This window comes from Mesorhizobium sp. M0088 (assembly GCF_040322895.1).
Taxonomy (GTDB): Bacteria; Pseudomonadota; Alphaproteobacteria; order Rhizobiales; family Rhizobiaceae; genus Mesorhizobium.
In genome coordinates this window covers 79,114-98,996 of sequence record NZ_JAMYUI010000015.1, presented here as the reverse complement: position 1 = coordinate 98,996, position 19,883 = coordinate 79,114, and the positions used below count along the sequence as shown (strand labels likewise).

The following is a 19,883-nucleotide window of genomic DNA, read 5'->3' as shown; positions in this document are numbered from 1 at the left end:
TGACAGCGCGCCGTCCGCGGTAACGAAGACTTCAGATCTTTTTAGGCGGACCCGTTGCTCAGCTGTTCAACGGCACAGCCGTATTTCAGCCTGTAGGCGGCAACGAAATCCTCATCGCTGCAGATGCAGCGGCCGCTGGAATCTTTGGCTTTCGGATCATGGAGGTGAGAACCAAGGGCGCGCAGTAGATTCACGCGAGTGCTGGTCGTCGGACTCATCGGAAAACCCGCACTATGCTTGACCAGGTCTGTGGCAAGCATGATCCCGGCAAGCGCTGATTGAAAGGCCATCGGAACCACAGTTCGAACGAGACGACTTCCATCGCTAAGCTGGAACACCAGGCCGCCGCAGATAACCTGCTGATAAAAGGAACGGAGGGGCTGGCCAACAAACGCGGCGAGCGGCTCAAACGGCACAGCCATCGCCGTAGCCACCCGAGCTACGAACTCATTGGGGACTCCGGTATCGGTCTGCAGGAGCGCTTTTACCTCCTCGTGTGCTTCCGGCATTCCGAGTTCCTCCGCGACCAGTTGGTGTTCGTCCTTGGATTTCCCGGTCGGCATGTACATGCAGCAAAGGCAAGCCTGGCCGTCATCGAAACCATGCCGCGAGATCCCTAGATCTTGCTCCTGAGTCCAGGCGTTCGCGATCCATCGGGGCAGAGCACCTTGGACAGCTAGACGGTCGGCGGCGGTGTCAAGCGCCACACCCACTCGGTCGAATACCCAGTCGCCCCGGCGCGCAACATATTCTGCCCACTTCATAGGGTGCGCCTCGACCTCAAGGGCGGTGGACCGAAGGGCGTGGGTTGCTAGGGCCGCCTTAGAGAGGCCGACCTCCGCCTGACCTGCCAACACGTAGCGCTGCAGGTTTGAGAGTTCGATAGCTTCGTGATCAACTACATGCAGGCGCCCCGACAGACCGGATTGCCTCGCCAGCGCCCAGAGCGAGCCATGGCCTATCGCGCCGAGCCCAACGAGGTGCGTTTCGCCAAGGTCGACAGGGAAATTTAAGGGGCTGGAATCGCCGGCGTTGCTCTTGTTGTACGTGCATAAAGAGAGGTCGATGTTCTCGTCCAGCTCGGCGCCGGTCAGCTGGGAAGCAAAGATGGTTCGAAAGACGTTGGCCGCGGCGAAGCAGCTTGCGGCGCCAGCTCCATAGGGCAGCAAGCTCGAGCCAGAGCCCACCGGGTCCGTACACGACAGCTTTGCCGCCCAACCCTGCGATCCCATGAAAAACGTTGGGCACCGAAGTGATGGGTGCACCGCGCCTGCAGCTACACAGACCGTCGCATACTTGCCGGAACGCCGGATGCTGATTTTTGGATTGATCGACTTTGCCAAGCGCTCGAGCGCTTGGGCTTGAGAGCTCGCGGCCATATCCAGGGGGAGTATGGCCAGAACCGGATACAGTCTGGCAAGCAACCTGACCGTAAGGTCAAGCGTCGCCTGGCCCTCGGTACACGAAGCGGCTTGGCTGTCGAAGGCCACAGCCACGACCTGCTTTTCGAGGGCTGCTTTGAAGTCGCATAGATGAAAGTCGGCCAGCACCTGAGAAGCTGCCGTGGCGGCGCGGTCGATGAAGTTAGCGAGTGCCATCGTTCAACCCGTTATCGCGATCATCCGCCTGAGTGCCGCGGATGGGACCTCATTCCAGTTCGCCTTCGCGTCAAGTCGATAGGCGGCGACCCGAGCAAGATCGAAAGGCTCGCGGGCGAAATTGGGCACCACCAGCGACAGACACCCAACCGTGGTAGCGACCGCGTAGGCGTCGTCGGTCGTCGAATGGTAGGCTCGGCCCGGATGGCTATGGATCTGGGCGAAGAGTTTAAGGCTGCTCTTGTAGAGCCAGACATTGAGCCGGTGTAGTTCTTCGGCCGGAACTATCACGCAAACGCCGTCGCCCGTCCGAATGTGACGCTGTGCCGGGATAACGGTCTCTGTTACGCCAAAGTGTTGGTCTTGCTGAACGCCGACCCAGAGCGCCATCCCCTCATGGCCCTGTCGCCCAACTGAGCGCAGGTGCGCCTGGACACTTGAAAGACAGTCTCGGGGAAGAGCGACTGTCCCGACATCCTTGAGCTCGGTCATTCTGGAATGGCGGGTAGGGGTGCTATCATGGCTCCCACTGAGATTTGGAACTGATACTGAAGCTGCTCCACGGGACCGGTCCCGTACGTGATGATCTTGTCCAGGATGAAGGCCAAACAGCCTTCGCCAGAACCCCGGTGGAGAAGCCATGAATCACCTGAATGGGCTGGATTGTCGTGGTATTCCCGGACGCCTGACATGCACAGGAATGGCGTGTGTTCCGCACTGTTGGCCTGGATGAAGTCCGACAGCGACAGAGCGTTCTGCTGCATGAGGACCAAAATCATATCCGGTGGGGTTCCGGGTAGATGCGGTCGTCTCAGCATCCTGAGCAGCAAATCTTTCCGGGCAATCGGCCGGCGTATAAAGGGGTCTACGAAGACCACCGACGGAGGTCGGAGGTCGTAATTGGAGAAGTCGATCTCGACAGCTGCACCGATGATCTGTGGCTTTATCTTCGGCGGTACGAAGATGAAGAAGGCCGTCGGGAAGCTCGCCTCGATCAGGAAACAACCCTGAGCCCGGTAAATACCTGCTTGTGTTTGGAACCAGCCGATCTGCCGATCGAACTTCGCTCGGGACACCTCCGGGTCCACAGTTTGGAGTTCAGGCACCTGCGACGCCCGCCTTCAGGCTGAGGAACAGGGTCACAGTGGTCGCGAAACCGAAATCGTCAACTTTTTTGTCGACGTCGAGCAAGGTGCCGGCCTCGTCCTTGAATTCCCAATTCTCGGCCGGTTGGGCGACGTTCTGCGTATTTTCAAGCGCTTTGGTGCGGACGACGTGAAGCGGCTGGTTGGGATTGGCTTCGACCTGTGTGGGCTGGCCGTTCACCACCACCGTCATCTCGATCTTCCCAGGGCCGGCGCCGTGATTTTCGCCCTTGCCCGGATTCTTCGACATTGTCCTACTCCTGTGGCTTACCAACGGGCCCAAGCCGCCAGTGCAGACCTGCTGGTGAGCGGGCTGGCGGTCCTCAATCGTCCACTCGGCGCCACGGACCGCGAGTACGCGAAAGACAAGGGATAACATCGAATCGATGCTATCTCCTTTTATGGGGACTTGTGGGGCAAGTAAACGGCCGAAACTGCTCTTCACAACTATAATCGATTAGAGCATCGGCAAAATACCGGCCCCCACCTATTCATGAACACGGCGCAGCTTGCTCATTCCACTGGCCGCGTGCAACTCGGGCACTTGGTGATTCAGTTGGCAACATGCAAAATGGCCCCATGCCGCCAGTATCCAACGTGGAAGTTGGCAATACCCCCGCAAGTTGTCCCTGCTCCTTTGGAATAACGCGCCTGGGGTTGGGCCCGCTCTCGCGACGTCGCCTAGGCGCTCGCTCGCGAGATCGGCTCGCGGGTGCAGATCGCGGGCGCTCGCGCTGCGCACGTGCTTGGCCTCTGCCCCCAAGTTCCGGCCAGGAGCACTTGCCTGACCGATGGCCCTTCCCGCCGCGTTGTGCTCGGCAAGCGGGTTGTGGATCTGCGTCACGCCTCCCCGAAGCATCTGATCGCCCCGGGCAGCGCCGCTGGCACCGTCGTGCAGGCTCTGCGCCACCTGGGTCCAATGCGTGCGCATGACGTCGCGCAGGTAGCCGCGCGCCAGCCATCGGTGAGCGACAAGAAAGCACTTGTCGCTGGCGCCATTCGGGCACCCGCATGGATGCGGCCACGCTCGTCGCCATCGCCAACAACGCAGTGGGTGCCCTGGGTGAATAAGGTTGCCCTCTTGCCGGCACACGAACGCTCCGCGCTGTTCGGCGAAACGGGCGCGACCCGCGGCGTTGGCAATACGATCGTAGAGAAGGACTTCTGGGTCTGCGGGACTTTGAGACGACTCTTCGAGGTGCCAAAGGAGGACGCCTACCTTGCTCTTCAAAGGCGGAACGTCCTTATCCAAAGCTTACGGCGCGATCGCAGATTCTCAGAGGACATAGATCTGTGGTTCGACCGCGCCGAGCTCGGCTATATCGGCGATCGTGATCCCGAGCGGGACGGGATCAGCAGAACAGGCCGGCAGGCTTGTCGAGGAGCTCGTCGGCGATGTCGAAATGCACGTCGCAGAGAAGCTGCTGCCGGCGCTGCGCGCAGCAATCGGCGGACATCTCGGCGAGCCGACGAAGGGCGAATGGTCCCTTAAGATCGACGCAGGCGATCTACAGACGATCAACTTTCATTATCCGACCGCGCCGGCCGCGGAAGCCTCGTCGCCCGTTCTGCAGAAGCCGGACGAGTAATTCAAGTCTGAGCAGCGTACGGCCGAATACAGGGCCCGTTGTTCCAATCGGGGCAATCGGCCGGCACTGGCGGTGGCGTTATCGCGACAGGAACAGTTCTCGATCTTTTTACTTCGCCAACCACTGCTTTGCCCCCCATTGCAGCCGTCGGCGGCCGGTTCCCAAAAGCGGACATCCGCCAGCCCTTGGCACGACGTTCGGACGGTAACGGACTTGGACGATACCTACTCTGAATTGGGCAAGATTGACCACGTCGCCCTTACTTGGCCCGCCAGCTTCTGGCCCTGGCGAGACCGGAGTAGACACTGCCTGGAACTTGAGAGGGAGCTGGAAGCCAACGGGATTCTTAAGGTGAAACAGCGAACGAGCGCGATTCGCCGCCTGCTAAGACTGCGGCATTTACTGGCTAGCGAGACCTGGACGAAATTTGAATACCCCCCACGGCGAGGAAGCGTTCGCGGGGAAATCCGATCGACCGCATGTATTCTCCACCCGCAATACCCAGCATGGTTGCAGAAAGGCCGAGCCATTCGGCCACGAGACCTATTGTGGCCGCCAGGGCTCCGGAATCGCGCCATACCAAGCTCTCCGGATTGTTGTACGCCGCTGAGACCTTGTCCATGTCGGCCACGAACCGAAGCGTGCAGCCTGCGGCCCCCGGAAGCAGCTGGACCACCTCCGCCCGATTTAATGCCGCCGAGCCAGCGCGGTGGTTGAGCTCAGCGAACCCATGCCTGGGCAGGTACAGCCTCGGCTGCCCATCGTTTGCGCACATCTGGCAGACTATATGGATGCAGTGAAGCCCGCCCGCCGCTGGCGCTGGCCGCCGCTCAATCTCGATCCCGGCGCGTCCGACGCCGCCGTTCGTGACCGTTCTGGCCGAATGCCAGAGCACCGCCTCGATGTCCGACCAAGCAATATCACCCCCGACGCTTGATCGGCGGGCCTGCAGCATTTCCTGGAAGGCGTGCTCATGCGTTGGCTGCGGCGGGTCCAGCACCGATAGGGTGCAGTCGGGCGGGAGCCACGCAACCCATTTCCCTGCTGGCGTTCGAGGGTGGGGTTCGTCAGTGAGGAGTCCAGCCAAGGGCCTGCCATGTGTTGAAGTGCTTGGTGCAGCCGCGGCACCTGCCGCAAGCGTAGTTGCCGGTATGACAGGAATGCGCCCAGGCAAGCGTGCCCTGATCGATTCCCGATCGACGCACCAGCTCAACCGCATCGAGTTCGATGGCGGGCGCCTCGACGACTATCCCGCCCTCCTGCATGGCCATGAGCCGCGATGCCCGCTCCACGAACTCCGGCCGACCGTCGGCGTGGGCGCCATCGGTGGCCAGAGCGCCTATCAGCAGCCGCGACACGCCACGGCGCACCGCCGCCATTCCGGCCAGCGTGACGAGCAGTTGGTTCCGGAAGGGCCACCATTCCGACACTGGCGCCGCGGCGTCGGGCGCGGTACCGGCCATGTCGCCAGAACCCAGGGATGAGCAGTCGACCCGGATCACCTCGTGCGAGATGCCGAGTAGTTGGGCCACGTGGCCGGCGGCGTCGATCTCGGCTTCGGCCGGCTTCTGGCCGTAGTCGATGGTCAATGCGACGTCGGGCCGAAGCCACCATGCGATGCTCACAGAGTCCATCCCGCCCGACAGGAGCAAGGCGGTAGTCATCGCGGCAGTCTCCAGACAGCCTGGTAGATGGCGGTCGCGAAGTCGTTGGTCACCGTCGCTCCGGAGCCTACGAACATCTTGAGATCCTCCTCCCGCGAATTCTCGGCCAGCGCGACGACCGGTATGCCCTTGCGGATGGCGTAGCCCGCCTCAAAGACGGTCCCGGGGTCCATCCCGTTGACGATCGCCAGGAGCACGTCGCAGTCTTCGATGCCGGCGAGATCCGCCGGAGCGACGACCTCGGCCGCGCCGGGTCCGACCTCGTGGATGGGCGAGAATACCTGGGCACCTGCTTGCAGCAGGGCACGCCTGCTCTCCTCCACCAGCCAGCGCTGCCCGAGGTCGAAGAACGGCGCCGCCAAGTATATGCGGCCCGTACCCGGGCGCACCTGCTCGAACGGCATCGTGGCAAGCGTGGCGGCGTCCGGGGTGGGAAGGGCGCGGTGGCCGCAGTACCACGCGGTCGCCCGCGACGCGATGTCCGCCGCGTCATCGGGCGCCATGTCCTCCAGGGCCCACATTGCAGCGAACGTTGCGGAGAAGACGTCGCCGGATCCCAATTTCCAAACGCGCTCCGATCGATAGAGGGGGATTTCCCACGCCCCGTCCGGCGTGATTACCCGTGCGCCCAAGGCACCCATCTTCAGCACGACCACCTCGGCGCCGTCGTTCCGGAACAGCCAGTCGGCGCCGGCGCGAGGATCTTCCTCGCCCGTGATCGAGCGCATCTCGAGCCTGTTGAGCACCACTGCAAGCCTCTTGGCCGACGAGCCGTTGGCGGTGAACGCGGCAGCGCCGAAAGCGGATTGTGGATCGTAAACCGCGATGTTGGCGGCGACGACGGCATCGCCCTCGAGCATGCCGTAGCGGAGCACGACGTCGTCTTTGACGGCGAGCGGCGGTCGCTGGCCCATCAAGCCGATCGGCGGCGATATGACAGGGTCGCCAAGCGTATGTGCGTAGTCAAACAACACTAGGAAAGGCAGGTCCGTGGGTACCAACTCGAAGTCGGCGAGCTCGGCGAGGAGTTCGACTTCGCTCCGCGCCCGATCGCCCATGTAAGCGTGCAACCGCTTCCGCGAAGCCTTGACGGTGCCGAGTGCCTGGGCGGCGCGACCGGCGGATCCGAGGACGGCATCCCAGGTCGGTTGCAGGCAGCGCTCGCGGTAGATGCCGCCTACCACCGAAAGGCTGCGCATCAGACGGGAACCACCTCGACGGTGTAGACGCCGCCCGCGATGGCCAGCACCGTCGCCGTGTAGGCCACGCCACGTTGGACGATGCAGTTGATGACTTGCGTATAGCCCAGGAAAGTCAGGGAGCCGCCGATTCGTCCCATCGCGTCACGGACGACAAGGGTGCTGGTAGTGCCGGTGGGGACGACGTCGACGGTGAGAACGGTACCGATGGACACGGGCCCCAGCACGGAAGGCTTGGGGCTGTTGATGGGGGCGTTGTAGGTCTGGCCGCAGGTGTCCGGCCCCCCTCCGATTCCCGGACTCAGATCGTCCCTGCTCGAGCCGCCACCTCCGGACATGCTGTCTTCCCCCTGCTGCGTCCTCCAGTTGAACTCGGATTCGACGCTGGCCGCAAGCCCGCGAATGACGGGCCGATCGATCGCATGGTTCGCCACATCAGTGCATCGAGCAAGGAAGCGCGTAGGCCAGCAGCGCGGCAGAACCCGATGAAACGGGATTCGAGGCCCGCGTAGTCCCTCGCAGGCGTCGCACCGCCGCCGAATATTCCCATATGGACGCACGCCCGCACGATGTGGATATCGAGTATCGCGACCTCGTCGCTCGCCCGGCGGTTCCGGACAACCCAAGATGCCGTTTTGGGGCCGATCCCCGGCAGCCGCGTCAGTGCGTCCCTGAGCGAGATGTCGTCCAGCGCGGCCTCGTCGATATCGGCGATCCTCGCGAGGCACTCTCCCAGTTGTCGCGACCTTTGCCTGGCGAAGCGATACCGGACCAACCTGTCGCCAACTTTCAGAGGCATCGTGAGCATGGCCTCAATCGCACCGACGTCAACGACGGCAGTGCTACGCATCGCTTGCCGCACCCTCCCATATGCCGCGAGACCGACTTCAGCGGGCGCACCGTACCCACCGAGCAGGCAGGCGGCAACTTCCTCCGCTAGGGTGTCGCCAAGGCCGAACGCCTCACCGCCCGCCAATTCCTGCATCCAGGCCTGTGCGGCCCAGAACGCAGGGGTCAACGCTTCTTCAAACCGGCCCCAAGCCACTCCCGGGACCACGGACTCCGCAGGATCGGGCAGGAAGCGTCTCACGGGTGTGCCGTTGTGGAGGGAGATGACGTGTTGCATAAATTGTCCCGAAGAATTATGCATTATATTCATTTCGTGAAACACAGGTCAATGCAATCGACGGATATCATCGATACCGTGAACGCCGTCCTAAGGAGCACTCGCACTCGACAGCGCGAGTTGGCAGAGTTCTGCCGCGTCACCCAAGGGCATGTGAGCAAGGTTCTTTCGCGCAAGGTGCCGCCTTCCGCCGGGCTCGAGGCCGACCTCGCTGACTGGCTCGTGAAGGCGGACAGCACGGCAACTGCGTCCGGTTCCGAGTTGGAGGAGGCCATGAGCCGCCTGCGCAACGCGCCGGAGGAGCATCGAATGCATATTCTGCATATTCTTAACAACCTTTCGGCTCTCGTATGATAGAGAGGGCGCGAAAGAGATTCGGCGGCGAGAATCGTCAGGCACGCGATCCGTGGCCCGGTGCCGCAAGTGCCAGGTTGTCGCAGTACCGTCTTTTGCTTGTGCAAAAAGCTGCGGTCGATTTGTCGCTTGCAAAGGGAGTGTTTACCGTCCCAAGTGTAAAACCAATGAGCAGCGAGACCTGATGACCATGTTGGATCCCAAGCGCCGATGATCCATTCCGGAAACCTGTCTCACCTCGCCCCGCCTGACTTCCGCAAGGACGCCACGCTGGACCGACTGGCCGAGAGGTTCAACGTCGCCCAGTTCGTGAGCTTCTCGCCGTCGCCCTCGGGACCCCGGCAGGAATACTGCCGGCTGGCCGGATTGCCGGCCAACCACCAATTCGCCACCGCCTCGGAAGCCGTGCAGGCGCTGTTCGGACGGAGCGGGGAAGGAACGGTCAACATTCGCACCTTCAGCGAAGCGTCTTCGCAGAGCCGCGAGTTCCTCTATGCGCTGCAGGACTCTGAGGCCGTTCTGACCGCTCTGGCCCGTTTCGCGGCGGACGGAAGCTTCGCCATAGTTAATGAGACCATCGACGTGTCCGATGGCGGCGTCTCCGGCGTGATCCTCGATGATGTCGTGGAGTTCCGTCCCGACGCGACGCCCCGTGGCGTCGAGAGGGAAGGTTTTGCCTCCCTCCCTGCCCCGTGGGCCAACGCCGCCTTCCAAACCGTCTTTGGATTCGGGCCCGAGCTCGCCCATGGCGAGGCGGCCCGCCTCGAGTTCAGCCTCCACCCCGCACCGCGGGGTTACCGGCAGTCGCACGTTCTCTATTGGGAGTTTGGTGCCCACGAAACCCTGCCCGGCAATCGGGTGGACGTTCGGTGGCCCAACGATTTCTCCCGGATGATGGGCGACAAAGCGTTCGGCCTGCTCGTCGCGCACCTGGCTGGTTTTCCGGTTCCACGGAGCACGGTAATTGGCCGGCGCTTGGCCCCATTTGCTTTCGGCACGCCGACCGGGTCCAAGGAGATTTGGACCAGGACGTGTCCGGTGGAACAGGTACCGGGCAAGTTCACCACCTCGCGAGGATGGTTGGACCCCTTCTCCCTACTGTCGAGGGAGGATCCCGACGGCAGCGCGATCGTATCCGTGCTGGCCCAGGAGGCCGTGCCGGCCGTCTGGTCGGGCGCAGCGGTGCAGGGTGCGGACCGCATCCTCTATGTTGAAGGCGCCCGCGGCACCGGCGAGGACTTCATGCAGGGCACTACGCCGCCGATGGCCCTTCCGGATATAGTGGTGGCGACCGTCAAGGCCACGCACGCCCGCCTCGTCGCCGCGCTGGGCGACGTACGCTTCGAGTGGGCGTTCGACGGCGAGCAGGTCTGGGTCATGCAACTTCACCGTGGCGCTAGCCGTTCGGCCGGCTCGATCATCGTTCCGGGCGAGGCGGATGGATGGGCAGTATTCGACGTGTCGGAGGGTCTCGAATCGTTGCGGCTGCGGGTACAGTCGCTTCCGATCGGGCACGGGCTCCTGCTGCGGGGCGAAGTCGGTCTGACGAGCCACATAGCCGACGTCGCACGAAAGGCCGGGGTACCTACGCGCATGATTCGGGCGGACGATGCATAGCCAAGGCCGTCGAAATAGAACATAATGAGAACATCCAGGGTCCAACGTTGGGTCGACAAACAAGCAGGAGAGATAGAATGGCAAACTTCCAGGCTGTCGTGCACGCAAGGCAGGAGGCGAAGCGGGAACTGAGCACTCTGCGGGAGACGGTACGGATCCTGGCCGAGCAGCGTGTGCAGGAGAAGAAGGCGCAGGATGATGCCAAAGATGGACAGCAGCACGGCCACGTTAATCAGCCGGCCTAGACCATGTACACCGATGCGGACCGCAGCCGAGAAGTAGTCCCCGAGAAGGACGGCCACGACAAAAAGTGGCGCGACGAGTTCGGCCGAGATTACGGGCGGATAATCCATTCCGCAAGCTTCCGCCGGCAACAGGGCAAGACCCAGGTCTTCCCAAGCAGGGAGTCGGACTTCTTCCGCAACCGGCTCACCCACTCTCTGGAAGTGGCGCAGATCGCTCAGGGCATCGCCGAGCGCATCAACTACGAGTACGACAAGGATCTCGGCGGCAAGATCGACCCAAGGCTTTGCGCGACCGCCGGGCTCGTGCACGACATCGGTCACCCGCCGTTCGGCCACAACGGCGAGAGCGCGCTCGACAAGGCAATGCAACGCTACGGCGGCTTCGAGGGGAACGCGCAGACCCTCAGAATCCTGACGCGCCTTGAGAAGAAGTTGCGGTACGCCGAACCTTTGGCGGGGGACGATAGGGCAGGGCTCAATCTCTGCCATCGGACCATCGCGGCCACTCTGAAGTACGACAACGAGATACCCGCCATCCGGAAGGCGGCGGACGGTTTTGTCAAAGGCTACTACGGCTCGGAGAAAATTATCGTCGACCGGGTCAAGGCATCGGCGCTCAACGGCTACGTCCTCGGTCCTGAGGAGAAATTCTGCACGATCGAATGCAGCATCATGGATCTGGCGGACGACATCGCCTACTCGGTCTACGACCTCGAGGATTGCTTCAAAGTCGGGTTCCTGTCCCCTGCGGAGATGCTGGCCTCGGACGACGCTTTGCTCAGCGCGGTAGCGAAAAGGGCCTCGAAGCCGATGAAGCGGACGGTGACCATCAATGAGATACAGGCTGTCTTCATGGAGATATTCTCCGAGATAATAGAGCAGCCGGCGGAGGATGCGGATTCGCCGCTCGACGGCATCGTGATAGAAGACGACATCGCCCAACAAGCGAAGCGCGACGAGAGCCTGCTGACATTCGCCGAGGCGTACCGCACCTCCAAGGTCATGAGCGAGGACGGCTACAAGAGGACAGAATTCTCATCGGAACTCGTACACCAGTTCATCTCGGGGGCCGAACTCAAAGCCCACAAAGAGTGCCCATCGCTCAGCCAAGTATACCTTCCGGAGAAGCTCATGCTCCGCAAGGAGGTGTTGAAGCAGTACACATTTGTGGCTGCGATCTATGCGCCGCGCGTGAAGCTTGGTGAATACCGGGGCTACGACCTCGTCACCGACATCTTCAAGGCCTTGATGGGAGACCGGGGTGACTTGTTGATGCCCGCCGATGTCCGGGGCCGCATTCGGAAAGCGCCTAATGTAAGCGTCAAAGCACGTGAGGTCTGCGACTTCGTCGCCGGCATGACGGACAGGTACGCGATGGAGTTCTGGGCGCGCCTTAACTCCGATGCCGCTGAAAGCATGTTCAAACCGATATAACCTGTGCTCCATTAGTCTGCGTGGAGCCTGGTTCCCGCGTCAGCGCCGCGCCGAAGCGGTAGGTGTCGGGCCCGTAGTGCTTTGGGGCCTTACCGCTTGGCTCGATCTCGATGGTTCCGACCGACCAGCCTGGCGGGGTGTGTGAACGGGCGGCCGGTCGTCCAGCCCAAACGGGTAGCCATTGCTATGGATTGGAAGGCAGCCCCGCTGCCGGCGGGTTTTTCGCTTTACGAGGTACCAGCCTTTTGATTCCGGGATCTCAGCGGTCCTGAGAACCCAGCTCTCCCGCTGACCTTAGCTGCGTTGCCTCAGGCAGACATTCTCAAAATCAGCAAAGCCCGAGAGCGGTGTTTGTGAATTTGATGTACCGTCCGCTACGGAGTCGGAACCCGCAGATAAAAGAGGTCCGCGCGTCCGACAGCTATTCGATCCTCGACACCCAGAAGCAGTCGGTCGGGTACCGGCCCCATACAAGTCATTCGCTCGTCGCCCTTCGCGATGACACTTCTTGGCGCCCCAGTCTGCCAAGCCTGCAACGTTCACTGCATCGCACGCGCGCGTATATTGGGTATCTTCGATATTCTGAAACGTCACGTCATGCTGCTTCCATCTACTACCAAACAGTGGAATGTGCCCGTGACACCAACGAAGCTCCTTGTCGGCCAGATCGTCGTTGTGTTCGCCATCGTCATCGTTGGCGTATGGGCGGCAACGCAATGGTGCGCCCACATGCTGGAGTATCAGCCGCAGCTTGGCGCGCCATGGTTTGCCGCGGCGGCCCGGCCGATCTACAAGCCGTGGAAACTGTTCGAATGGTGGTTTCAATTCGACGCCTATGCGCCTGAGGTCTTCGACAAGGCCGGCATGCTTGCCGGAGCCAGCGGATTCTTGGGGTGTGCGGCCGCAATAGCTGGCTCCCTCTGGCGCGCGCGGCAGAGGGGGTTGGTCACCACCTACGGTTCCTCACGATGGGCCGCGGCTCGGGAAATCGAGAAGGCAGGCCTGTTTGAGCCGGCCGGCGTTTTCCTTGGCAAACTGAAGGATCACTATCTGCGACATGACGGGCCGGAACATGTCATGGCCTTTGCGCCGACACGTTCGGGCAAGGGCGTGGGATTGGTCGTTCCAACGCTTCTTTCCTGGACCGGCTCGGCCGTCATTCACGACATCAAAGGCGAGAACTGGCAGCTGACTTCCGGCTGGCGGTCGAAGTTCTCTTTCTGCCTCCTGTTCAATCCGACCGACTCGAGATCGGCGCGCTATAACCCGCTGCTGGAAGTGCGCAGGGGTTCAGATGAGGTCCGCGACGTTCAGAACATCGCGGACATTCTCGTCGATCCGGAAGGCGCGCTGGAGCGGCGGAATCATTGGGAGAAGACTAGTCATTCACTCTTGGTCGGGGCCATCTTGCACGTGCTCTACGCGGAAGAAGAAAAGACGCTCGCGCGCGTCGCCACTTTCCTGTCGGATCCGCAACGCTCGTTTGCCGCGACACTGCTGCGGATGATGACCACCAACCACCTCGGCACGGCGGACACACCTCGGGTCCATCCCGTCGTGGCCTCGGCGGCTCGCGAGGTGCTGAACAAGTCAGAGAACGAGCGTTCTGGCGTTCTCTCGACCGCAATGTCGTTTCTCGGGCTCTATCGTGATCCGACGGTTGCCTCGGCAACATCGGCCTGCGACTGGCGCATTGCCGACCTCATGGATGCGGAACGACCGATGTCGCTCTATCTAGTGGTGCCGCCATCGGATATCTCGCGCACCAAGCCACTGGTGCGACTGGTGCTCAATCAGATCGGCAGGCGACTGACGGAGCGGCTGGAAGGTGACCCGAAGAAAAGCCGCAAGTACCAACTGCTCATGATGCTAGACGAATTTCCGGCTCTTGGTCGCCTCGACTTCTTCGAGACCGCGCTCGCCTTCATGGCGGGTTACGGCATCCGCGCGTATCTGATCGCGCAATCCTTGAACCAGATCTCCAAAGCCTATGGCGAGAACAACGCCATTCTCGACAATTGCCATGTGCGCATTGCCTTTTCCTCCAACGACGAGCGCACGGCCAAACGCATATCGGATGCGCTCGGTACGGCGACGGAACTCAGGTCCATGCGCAACTACGCCGGCCACCGGCTGGCGCCCTGGCTTTCGCACGTCATGGTCAGTCGCCAGGAGACTGCTCGCCCGCTGCTGACGCCTGGCGAAGTGATGCAGTTGCCGCAAGCTGACGAATTAATCCTTGTTTCGGGGTTGCCGCCGATCCGCGCCCAGAAGTTGCGCTATTACCAGGATCCGAATTTCACCGAACGGGTGCTGCCGGCGCCGGTGTTGCGGGAGGGTCTGTACGCGGACTGTCCTGCGTCGCGCCCCGACGATTGGAGCGGACAAGTCCGCAGTGTTGACCGCCGTCTCGCTGCCGATGACGAAAACGCCGGCGCGGCAATCGAAGAAGGGAGCGGCGTGCAACAGCAGCGTCATCCCGGCCTGCCTGAAGAACACGTCGTCGTCTCTCGGGAGCCTGATCAGGATGACCTCTTCAATCTGTCGGACGATGACGCCGAGGCACCCGCAGACAAGCGCGTCATGGACCGGGTTTCTACCGCGGCGAGCGCCTACGGCCTCAACGAGGGAAGGGGCGACGACAAGGACATCATCCCCGGCTTCTGAACGCTTTCCGCAACTGAGGCGTATCTCGGCGTAGATAACGCCCATAAGCGATTTTGCGGATCTCGGCGATGTTCGTTCGCACCGCCGTCGCATCAGCGCCGGCCAGTCGGAACGAGACGTATGAAGCCCCATCGCATTCGCCACCAGTTTCTGCTCGAACCCGAATTGAGCGAGAAGCTGGAAACCCTCAGCCGCAACCCGTCGACCACGAAATCGGCAATCGTCGCGAAAGCGGTCGAGGCCTTCATCGAACGGCGTGGTGAAAACGAGCTCGACCAGCGCTTCGGCAAGCGGCTGGACCGTCTTTCCCGCGATCTCGACCATGTCAGGCGCGACGCCGAAATAACTCTGGAGAGCCTGGCGCTCTTAATCCGCTTTTCAATCACGCTTCATGCCCACACGCCAATTCCGGATCGGGCGACACAGGCGATCGCCCAAGAGCGCTTTGACAAATTCGTCGAGCAGGTCGGTCGCCAGATTGCCTCCGGGAAGCGCTCGCTTGGTTACGGCAATGGCAACGGAGGCGAAGGATGAACTCTCATCCCGCAGCGGACCACCGCCGCCGAGCCATGCTGCGCACAGCCATGGGCGCCGCGATCACCGAGGCCCTTTCCGATTCGACCGTCATCGAGGTGATGGTCAATCCCGATGGCACGCTCAGGCTAGACCGGTTGGGAGAAGGCCGGGTCGATACAGGCGTGCATATGCATCCTTCCGAGGCGGAACGCATCATCCGGCTCGTCGCCTCCCATGTACGCGCCGAGGCGCATGCAGATAGTCCGATTGTCAGTGCCGAATTGCCATCAGGCGAGCGCTTCGAGGGTCTGCTACCGCCGGTCGTGCTGGCGCCATGCTTCGCTATCCGCAAACCGGCGGCAAAACTCTACACGCTGGCCAACTATGTCGCCGATCGCGTCATGCTTCCGCTGCAGGCTGATGCCCTGAGGAAGGCGGTGCGCGAGCGGCGCAACATCCTGGTCGCCGGCGGCACATCGTCGGGCAAAACGACACTTACCAATGCTCTACTGGCAGAAGTCGCCGAATGCGATGAGCGGGTGATCCTAATTGAGGACACCCGCGAGCTGCAATGCGCGGCCAAGGACTGCGTTGCCATGAGGACGAGGCGGGGCTCCATCACACTCGCCGATCTCGTACGCTCGACCTTACGGCTGAGGCCCGACCGCATCATCGTCGGCGAAGTCAGAGGCGCGGAAGCGCTCGATATGCTGAAGGCATGGAACACCGGACATCCCGGCGGCATTGCCACGGTTCACGCCAATTCGGCACGCTCCGCACTCTATCGTATTGAGCAGCTCGCCCAGGAAGCCGTTGTCACCGTTCCCCGCCGGCTGATCGCCGATGCCGTCGACTTGGTCATCTTTATTGCCGGAAGAGGACCCGCGCGCCGCGTTGACGCGATCGCCGAGGTCACGGGTCTCGACGGCAGCGGCGATTACGCCGTCACCCCGCTCACACTTCCGCAACTCCAGCAGCTCTGAAAGGTCACCTCATGCGCAAGAAGCTTCGCTTTCTTTCGTTCGCCGCCGTCGCGCTTCTTCTCACGGCCCAGGCCCACGCTGCCGGCTCCGGCATGCCGTGGGAACAGCCGCTGCAGCAGATTCTGGAATCGGTGCAGGGGCCGGTCGCCAAGATCATCGCGGTGATCATCATCATCACCACCGGCCTGACCCTTGCCTTCGGCGACACGGCGGGCGGTTTCCGCCGGCTGATCCAGATCGTCTTCGGCCTGTCGATCGCCTTCGCGGCCTCGAGCTTCTTTCTTTCCTTCTTCTCCTTTGGCGGCGGGGCAGTCGTCTGATGAGCACCGGAGAGCAGCATATCGAAGGCTTCGAGGTTCTGGTCCATCGGGCGCTCACCCAGCCGATCCTGCTCGGCGGCGCGCCGCGGGCGGTGGCGATCCTCAATGGCACGGTGGCCGCGGCCGTCGGCCTAGGCCTGCAGCAGTGGATTGCCGGTCTGATCCTCTGGATCGCCGGCCACACGCTCGCGGTCTTTGCCGCACGACGTGATCCGGATTTTGCCAGCGTGCTTGTCCGTCATCTTCGTCAAAAGGGCTGGCTTGCATGCTGAAGCTTTCCGAATACCGCGGCAAAGCCGACCGGCTTGCCGACCATCTGCCGTGGGCAGCACTCGTCGCGCCCGGCATCGTGCTCAACAAGGATGGCAGCTCCCAGCGGACATTGCGGTTTCGTGGCCCCGACCTTGAAAGCGCGACGGAGGCCGAACGCGGGCAAACAATGCGCTGAGAAGGCTCGGCTCCGGCTGGGCATTATTCTTCGAGGCCGAGCGCAGCGAAGCGCTGGGCTATCCGAGCTCGGCGCTTCCCGATGCTGCCTCATGGCTGATCGATGAGGAACGGCGCGCGGCCTTCGAGGGCAAGGTCGCGCATTTCGAGAGCATCTATCATCTGACCTTGGTCTTCATGCCTGGGCCCGATGGCCAAGCGCGCGCGGAAAGTGCTCTCGTCGACTCGCATGACTTGGGAGGGGAAAGAGACTGGCGCCAGGAGCTTGCCCGGTTCCGAGACGAGACTGACCGTGTTCTCGATCTTCTTTCGGGCTTCGTGCCCGAGGTGCGCGCGCTCGACGATGCCGAGACCCTGACGTACCTGCACGGCACGATCTCGACACGCCGTCATCCGGTCGCCGTGCCGGAAACGCCAATGTATCTCGACGGCGTCCTGGTTGACGCGCCGCTGACCGGCGGCCTAGAGCCGATGCTGGGCGAGCAGCATCTGCGCACGCTCACAGTTCTCGGCTTTCCGAACGTCACCCGGCCAGGAATCCTTGATGCGCTCAATAACCAGGATTTCGCCTATCGCTGGGTGACGCGCTTCATTCCACTCGACAAGGCGGAAGCCACGAAGACGCTGACTCGGCTCCGCCGGCAGTGGTTTGCCAAGCGCAAATCGATCGCGGCTATTCTGCGCGAGGTGGTGACCAACGAACCGGTGCCTCTCGTCGACAGCGACGCCGACAACAAGGCGGTCGATGCCGATGCAGCACTGCAGGCCTTGGGCGGCGATCATGTCGGCTTCGGCTATCTCACCACAACGGTGACGGTGTGGGATCAGAACCGTAAAGCCGCCGCGGAAAAGCTTCGCGCCGTCGAGCGGATCGTCAACGGGCTCGGCTTCACCACCATTCGCGAAAGCATCAATGCCGTCGAAGCGTGGCTTGGTTCATTGCCGGGTCATGTCTACGCCAACGTTCGCCAGCCGCTCGTTCACACGCTTAACCTTGCCCATCTCGTGCCGCTGTCGTCCGTGTGGGCAGGTCCAGCGGAGAACGAGCACCTTGCCGAGGTCACCGGCGATTACGCTCCGCCGCTTCTTTTCGCCGAAACCAGCGGCTCGACGCCGTTTCGGCTTTCGACCCATATCGGCGATGTCGGCCACATGCTGATTGTCGGGCCGACCGGTGCCGGCAAGTCGGTTCTGCTTGCCCTGATCGCTTTGCAGTTCCGGCGCTACGCTGGCGCGCAAATCTATGTCTTCGACAAAGGCAATTCGGCCCGCGCCGCCGCGCTTGCCATGGGCGGCGACCACCATGCGTTGGGTGCGAATGGTGCGCTTGGTTTCCAGCCGCTGCGCCACATCGACGACCCGGCCACACAGAGCTGGGCGGCCGAATGGATCGCCGGCCTCATTGCCCACGAGAATGTCACCGTCACCCCGGAGGTGAAGGAGGCAATCTGGTCGGCGCTCACCAGCCTCGCCACCGCGCCGGCGCAGGAACGCACGCTGACTGGCCTGTCGGTCCTGCTTCAGTCCAATGCGCTCAAATCGGCGTTGATGCCCTACACGCTCGACGGTCCATTCGGCCGCCTGCTCGATGCCGATGACGACCGGCTGGCCATCTCGGATGTGCAGTGTTTCGAGACCCAGGAACTGATGCACAGCCAAGGCGCTGTGCTGCCTGTGCTCACCTATCTGTTCCATCGTCTTGAGGACCGGTTTGACGGGCGGCCGACGCTGCTCATGCTCGACGAGGCCTGGGTCTATCTCGACAACCCGCTCTTTGCCGCCCGCATCCGCGAATGGCTTAAGGTGCTGCGTAAGAAAAACGTCTCCGTCATCTTCGCGACGCAGTCGCTTGCCGACATCGCCGGCTCTTCTATCGCACCCGCAGTCATCGAGAGCTGCCCGCAGCGCATTTTTCTCCCCAATGATCGTGCGGTGGAGCCGCAGGCACGGGCAGCCTATGAGCGCTTCGGTCTTAATGAGCGACAGATCGAATTGGTCGCCCGCGCCACGCCGAAGCGCCACTACTATCTGCAGTCGCGCCGCGGCAATCGCCTCTTCGAGCTCGGGCTAGGCCCGATCGCTCTTGCGCTTTGCGGCGCCTCCGACCCGGCCGCGCAGACCCTGATCGACAATATTCTTTCCGAAGAAGGGCGAGGCAGCTTTGCCGCCCGTTTCTTCAGTGCGCGCGGCCTGGATTGGGCTGCCGAGCTTCTCCAGCAATTTCCTCAACCTAACAAGGAGCAATCGTCATGATCGGACGCCGCCTTTTTACTAGCCTGGTCACCGTTTCCCTAATCGCCAAACCGATGGCTGACTACGTCCAGCCGGCCTATGCGCTCATCGTGTTTGACCCGTCCAACTATACGCAGAATGTGCTGTCGGCAGCACGCGCATTGGAGCAGATCAACAACCAAATCCAGTCGCTTCAGAACCAGGCGACTATGCTGCAGAACATGGCGCGCAACCTTCAGCGCCTGGATTTCTCTTCCGTGGGCCAGCTTACCGGCTCGCTCCAACGGATTGACGGTCTGATGACCCAGGCGAGCGGCCTGAGCTTCGATCTCGATAAGCTGCAGGACCAGTGGCGCCGGCAATATCCGGAAAGCTACGACGCCACCATCAAGGTCAGCGATGTGGCGAGCGCCGCGCGCGAGCGCTGGCAGAGCGCCATGCAGGCGTTCCGCCAGACCATGAGCGCGCAGTCGCAGATCGTCGAGAACGTGCAGGCCGATGGCGACCTGCTTACCGACCTCGTCAATCGCAGTCAGGGCGCGGCAGGTGCCCTCGAGGCAAGCCAGGCCACCAATCAGCTGATCGCGCTTTCGACCAAGCAGCAGATGCAGATCCAGACGCTGCTTGCGACCCAGTTCCGGGCCGAGGCCGAGGATGCGGCGCGCAAGGCGCAGTCCGAGGAAGCCGCTCGCGAGACGACGAAGCGTTTCCTGGGCACCGGCACGGCTTATCCCGGCAACTGATCGG

At 62.3% G+C, this 19,883-nt stretch carries 19 protein-coding genes and 3 pseudogenes; 13 read left to right on the top strand and 9 right to left on the bottom strand.

Annotated features, from left to right (window positions below; genetic code table 11):
- Window positions 1–41: 41 nt before the first annotated feature.
- The 4 genes from NKJ67_RS19145 to NKJ67_RS19130 form a co-directional block, all read right to left on the bottom strand.
- Complete coding sequence (locus tag NKJ67_RS19145) at window positions 42–1,598, bottom strand: E2 ligase fold family C protein (protein WP_352582410.1); 1,557 nt, start codon at window positions 1,596–1,598, stop codon at window positions 42–44.
- Between the two features lie 3 nt (window positions 1,599–1,601).
- Window positions 1,602–1,988: a hypothetical protein gene (locus tag NKJ67_RS19140; protein WP_352582408.1), complete on the bottom strand. Its 387-nt coding sequence runs from the start codon at window positions 1,986–1,988 to the stop codon at window positions 1,602–1,604.
- Window positions 1,989–2,086: 98 nt separating this feature from the next.
- The gene (locus NKJ67_RS19135) at window positions 2,087–2,704 is read right to left on the bottom strand and encodes a putative metal-binding protein (protein WP_352582406.1); all 618 of its coding nucleotides are present in this window, start codon (window positions 2,702–2,704) and stop codon (window positions 2,087–2,089) included.
- Complete coding sequence (locus tag NKJ67_RS19130; protein WP_352582404.1) at window positions 2,697–2,993, bottom strand: DUF2604 domain-containing protein; 297 nt, start codon at window positions 2,991–2,993, stop codon at window positions 2,697–2,699. The genes NKJ67_RS19135 and NKJ67_RS19130 overlap by 8 nt, the downstream gene beginning before the upstream one ends.
- 435 nt (window positions 2,994–3,428) lie before the next feature.
- Here NKJ67_RS19130 and NKJ67_RS19125 point away from each other — a divergent pair.
- Window positions 3,429–3,814: pseudogene (locus NKJ67_RS19125) on the top strand (DUF6088 family protein); the annotation flags it as partial.
- Window positions 3,815–4,074: 260 nt separating this feature from the next.
- On the top strand, window positions 4,075–4,332 hold the full coding sequence (locus NKJ67_RS19120; protein WP_352582402.1) for a hypothetical protein: 258 nt from the start codon (window positions 4,075–4,077) through the stop codon (window positions 4,330–4,332).
- A gap of 406 nt (window positions 4,333–4,738) precedes the next feature.
- Here NKJ67_RS19120 and NKJ67_RS19115 read toward each other — a convergent pair whose 3' ends face one another.
- The 5 genes and pseudogenes from NKJ67_RS19115 to NKJ67_RS35160 form a co-directional block, all read right to left on the bottom strand.
- Window positions 4,739–5,332, bottom strand: coding sequence for a nitroreductase family protein (locus tag NKJ67_RS19115; RefSeq protein ID WP_027026479.1), 594 nt, complete (start codon window positions 5,330–5,332; stop codon window positions 4,739–4,741).
- 67 nt (window positions 5,333–5,399) lie between these two features.
- A complete protein-coding gene (locus NKJ67_RS19110) occupies window positions 5,400–5,996 on the bottom strand; it encodes a 7-cyano-7-deazaguanine synthase (RefSeq protein ID WP_027026480.1) in 597 nt (198 codons plus the stop codon).
- Window positions 5,993–7,195 (bottom strand): PfkB family carbohydrate kinase, encoded by a 1,203-nt coding sequence (locus tag NKJ67_RS19105; protein ID WP_352582400.1) that lies wholly within the window; start codon window positions 7,193–7,195, stop codon window positions 5,993–5,995. The genes NKJ67_RS19110 and NKJ67_RS19105 overlap by 4 nt, the downstream gene beginning before the upstream one ends.
- Complete coding sequence (locus NKJ67_RS19100; protein WP_156937412.1) at window positions 7,195–7,629, bottom strand: hypothetical protein; 435 nt, start codon at window positions 7,627–7,629, stop codon at window positions 7,195–7,197. Before NKJ67_RS19100 ends, NKJ67_RS19105 begins: the two co-directional genes overlap by 1 nt.
- Window positions 7,630–7,673: 44 nt before the next feature.
- Window positions 7,674–7,994: pseudogene (locus tag NKJ67_RS35160) on the bottom strand (8-oxoguanine DNA glycosylase); the annotation flags it as partial.
- A 321-nt stretch (window positions 7,995–8,315) separates the two neighbouring features.
- Here NKJ67_RS35160 and NKJ67_RS19095 point away from each other — a divergent pair.
- From NKJ67_RS19095 to trbJ, 11 genes and pseudogenes are all read left to right on the top strand, one after another.
- A complete protein-coding gene (locus tag NKJ67_RS19095; protein ID WP_196807089.1) occupies window positions 8,316–8,675 on the top strand; it encodes a hypothetical protein in 360 nt (119 codons plus the stop codon).
- A gap of 210 nt (window positions 8,676–8,885) precedes the next feature.
- Window positions 8,886–10,292 (top strand): hypothetical protein, encoded by a 1,407-nt coding sequence (locus tag NKJ67_RS19090; RefSeq protein WP_352582397.1) that lies wholly within the window; start codon window positions 8,886–8,888, stop codon window positions 10,290–10,292.
- Between the two features lie 77 nt (window positions 10,293–10,369).
- The gene (locus tag NKJ67_RS19085; RefSeq protein WP_352582395.1) at window positions 10,370–10,537 is read left to right on the top strand and encodes a hypothetical protein; all 168 of its coding nucleotides are present in this window, start codon (window positions 10,370–10,372) and stop codon (window positions 10,535–10,537) included.
- A gap of 3 nt (window positions 10,538–10,540) precedes the next feature.
- Window positions 10,541–11,971, top strand: a complete 1,431-nt coding sequence (locus tag NKJ67_RS19080; protein WP_352582393.1) for a deoxyguanosinetriphosphate triphosphohydrolase family protein — start codon at window positions 10,541–10,543, stop codon at window positions 11,969–11,971.
- Between the two features lie 636 nt (window positions 11,972–12,607).
- On the top strand, window positions 12,608–14,638 hold the full coding sequence (locus NKJ67_RS19075) for a conjugal transfer protein TraG (RefSeq protein ID WP_352582391.1): 2,031 nt from the start codon (window positions 12,608–12,610) through the stop codon (window positions 14,636–14,638).
- Window positions 14,639–14,758: 120 nt separating this feature from the next.
- Window positions 14,759–15,172: a CopG family transcriptional regulator gene (locus tag NKJ67_RS19070; protein WP_352582389.1), complete on the top strand. Its 414-nt coding sequence runs from the start codon at window positions 14,759–14,761 to the stop codon at window positions 15,170–15,172.
- Complete coding sequence (gene trbB, locus NKJ67_RS19065; protein WP_023689363.1) at window positions 15,169–16,137, top strand: P-type conjugative transfer ATPase TrbB; 969 nt, start codon at window positions 15,169–15,171, stop codon at window positions 16,135–16,137. The genes NKJ67_RS19070 and trbB overlap by 4 nt, the downstream gene beginning before the upstream one ends.
- 11 nt (window positions 16,138–16,148) lie before the next feature.
- Entirely contained in the window at window positions 16,149–16,457 is a 309-nt protein-coding gene (locus tag NKJ67_RS19060) for a TrbC/VirB2 family type IV secretion system protein (RefSeq protein ID WP_023689362.1), read from the top strand.
- Window positions 16,457–16,729: a VirB3 family type IV secretion system protein gene (locus NKJ67_RS19055; protein ID WP_352582387.1), complete on the top strand. Its 273-nt coding sequence runs from the start codon at window positions 16,457–16,459 to the stop codon at window positions 16,727–16,729. The genes NKJ67_RS19060 and NKJ67_RS19055 overlap by 1 nt, the downstream gene beginning before the upstream one ends.
- A pseudogene (gene trbE / locus NKJ67_RS19050) lies at window positions 16,723–19,157 on the top strand (conjugal transfer protein TrbE). The gene NKJ67_RS19055 and the pseudogene trbE overlap by 7 nt, the downstream one beginning before the upstream one ends.
- On the top strand, window positions 19,154–19,879 hold the full coding sequence (gene trbJ / locus NKJ67_RS19045; RefSeq protein WP_023697876.1) for a P-type conjugative transfer protein TrbJ: 726 nt from the start codon (window positions 19,154–19,156) through the stop codon (window positions 19,877–19,879). The pseudogene trbE and the gene trbJ overlap by 4 nt, the downstream one beginning before the upstream one ends.
- Window positions 19,880–19,883: the final 4 nt, after the last annotated feature.

Coding starts and splice junctions, on each gene's coding strand:
- NKJ67_RS19085 (WP_352582395.1), top strand. CDS start 10,370: ATGGCAAACTTCCAGGCTGTCGTGCACGCAAGGCAGGAGGCGAAGCGG.
- NKJ67_RS19105 (WP_352582400.1), bottom strand. CDS start 7,195: ATGCGCAGCCTTTCGGTGGTAGGCGGCATCTACCGCGAGCGCTGCCTG.
- NKJ67_RS19070 (WP_352582389.1), top strand. CDS start 14,759: ATGAAGCCCCATCGCATTCGCCACCAGTTTCTGCTCGAACCCGAATTG.
- NKJ67_RS19090 (WP_352582397.1), top strand. CDS start 8,886: ATGATCCATTCCGGAAACCTGTCTCACCTCGCCCCGCCTGACTTCCGC.
- NKJ67_RS19140 (WP_352582408.1), bottom strand. CDS start 1,988: ATGGCGCTCTGGGTCGGCGTTCAGCAAGACCAACACTTTGGCGTAACA.
- NKJ67_RS19060 (WP_023689362.1), top strand. CDS start 16,149: ATGCGCAAGAAGCTTCGCTTTCTTTCGTTCGCCGCCGTCGCGCTTCTT.
- NKJ67_RS19110 (WP_027026480.1), bottom strand. CDS start 5,996: ATGACTACCGCCTTGCTCCTGTCGGGCGGGATGGACTCTGTGAGCATC.
- NKJ67_RS19145 (WP_352582410.1), bottom strand. CDS start 1,598: ATGGCACTCGCTAACTTCATCGACCGCGCCGCCACGGCAGCTTCTCAG.
- NKJ67_RS19055 (WP_352582387.1), top strand. CDS start 16,457: ATGAGCACCGGAGAGCAGCATATCGAAGGCTTCGAGGTTCTGGTCCAT.
- NKJ67_RS19130 (WP_352582404.1), bottom strand. CDS start 2,993: ATGTCGAAGAATCCGGGCAAGGGCGAAAATCACGGCGCCGGCCCTGGG.
- trbB (WP_023689363.1), top strand. CDS start 15,169: ATGAACTCTCATCCCGCAGCGGACCACCGCCGCCGAGCCATGCTGCGC.
- trbJ (WP_023697876.1), top strand. CDS start 19,154: ATGATCGGACGCCGCCTTTTTACTAGCCTGGTCACCGTTTCCCTAATC.
- NKJ67_RS19080 (WP_352582393.1), top strand. CDS start 10,541: ATGTACACCGATGCGGACCGCAGCCGAGAAGTAGTCCCCGAGAAGGAC.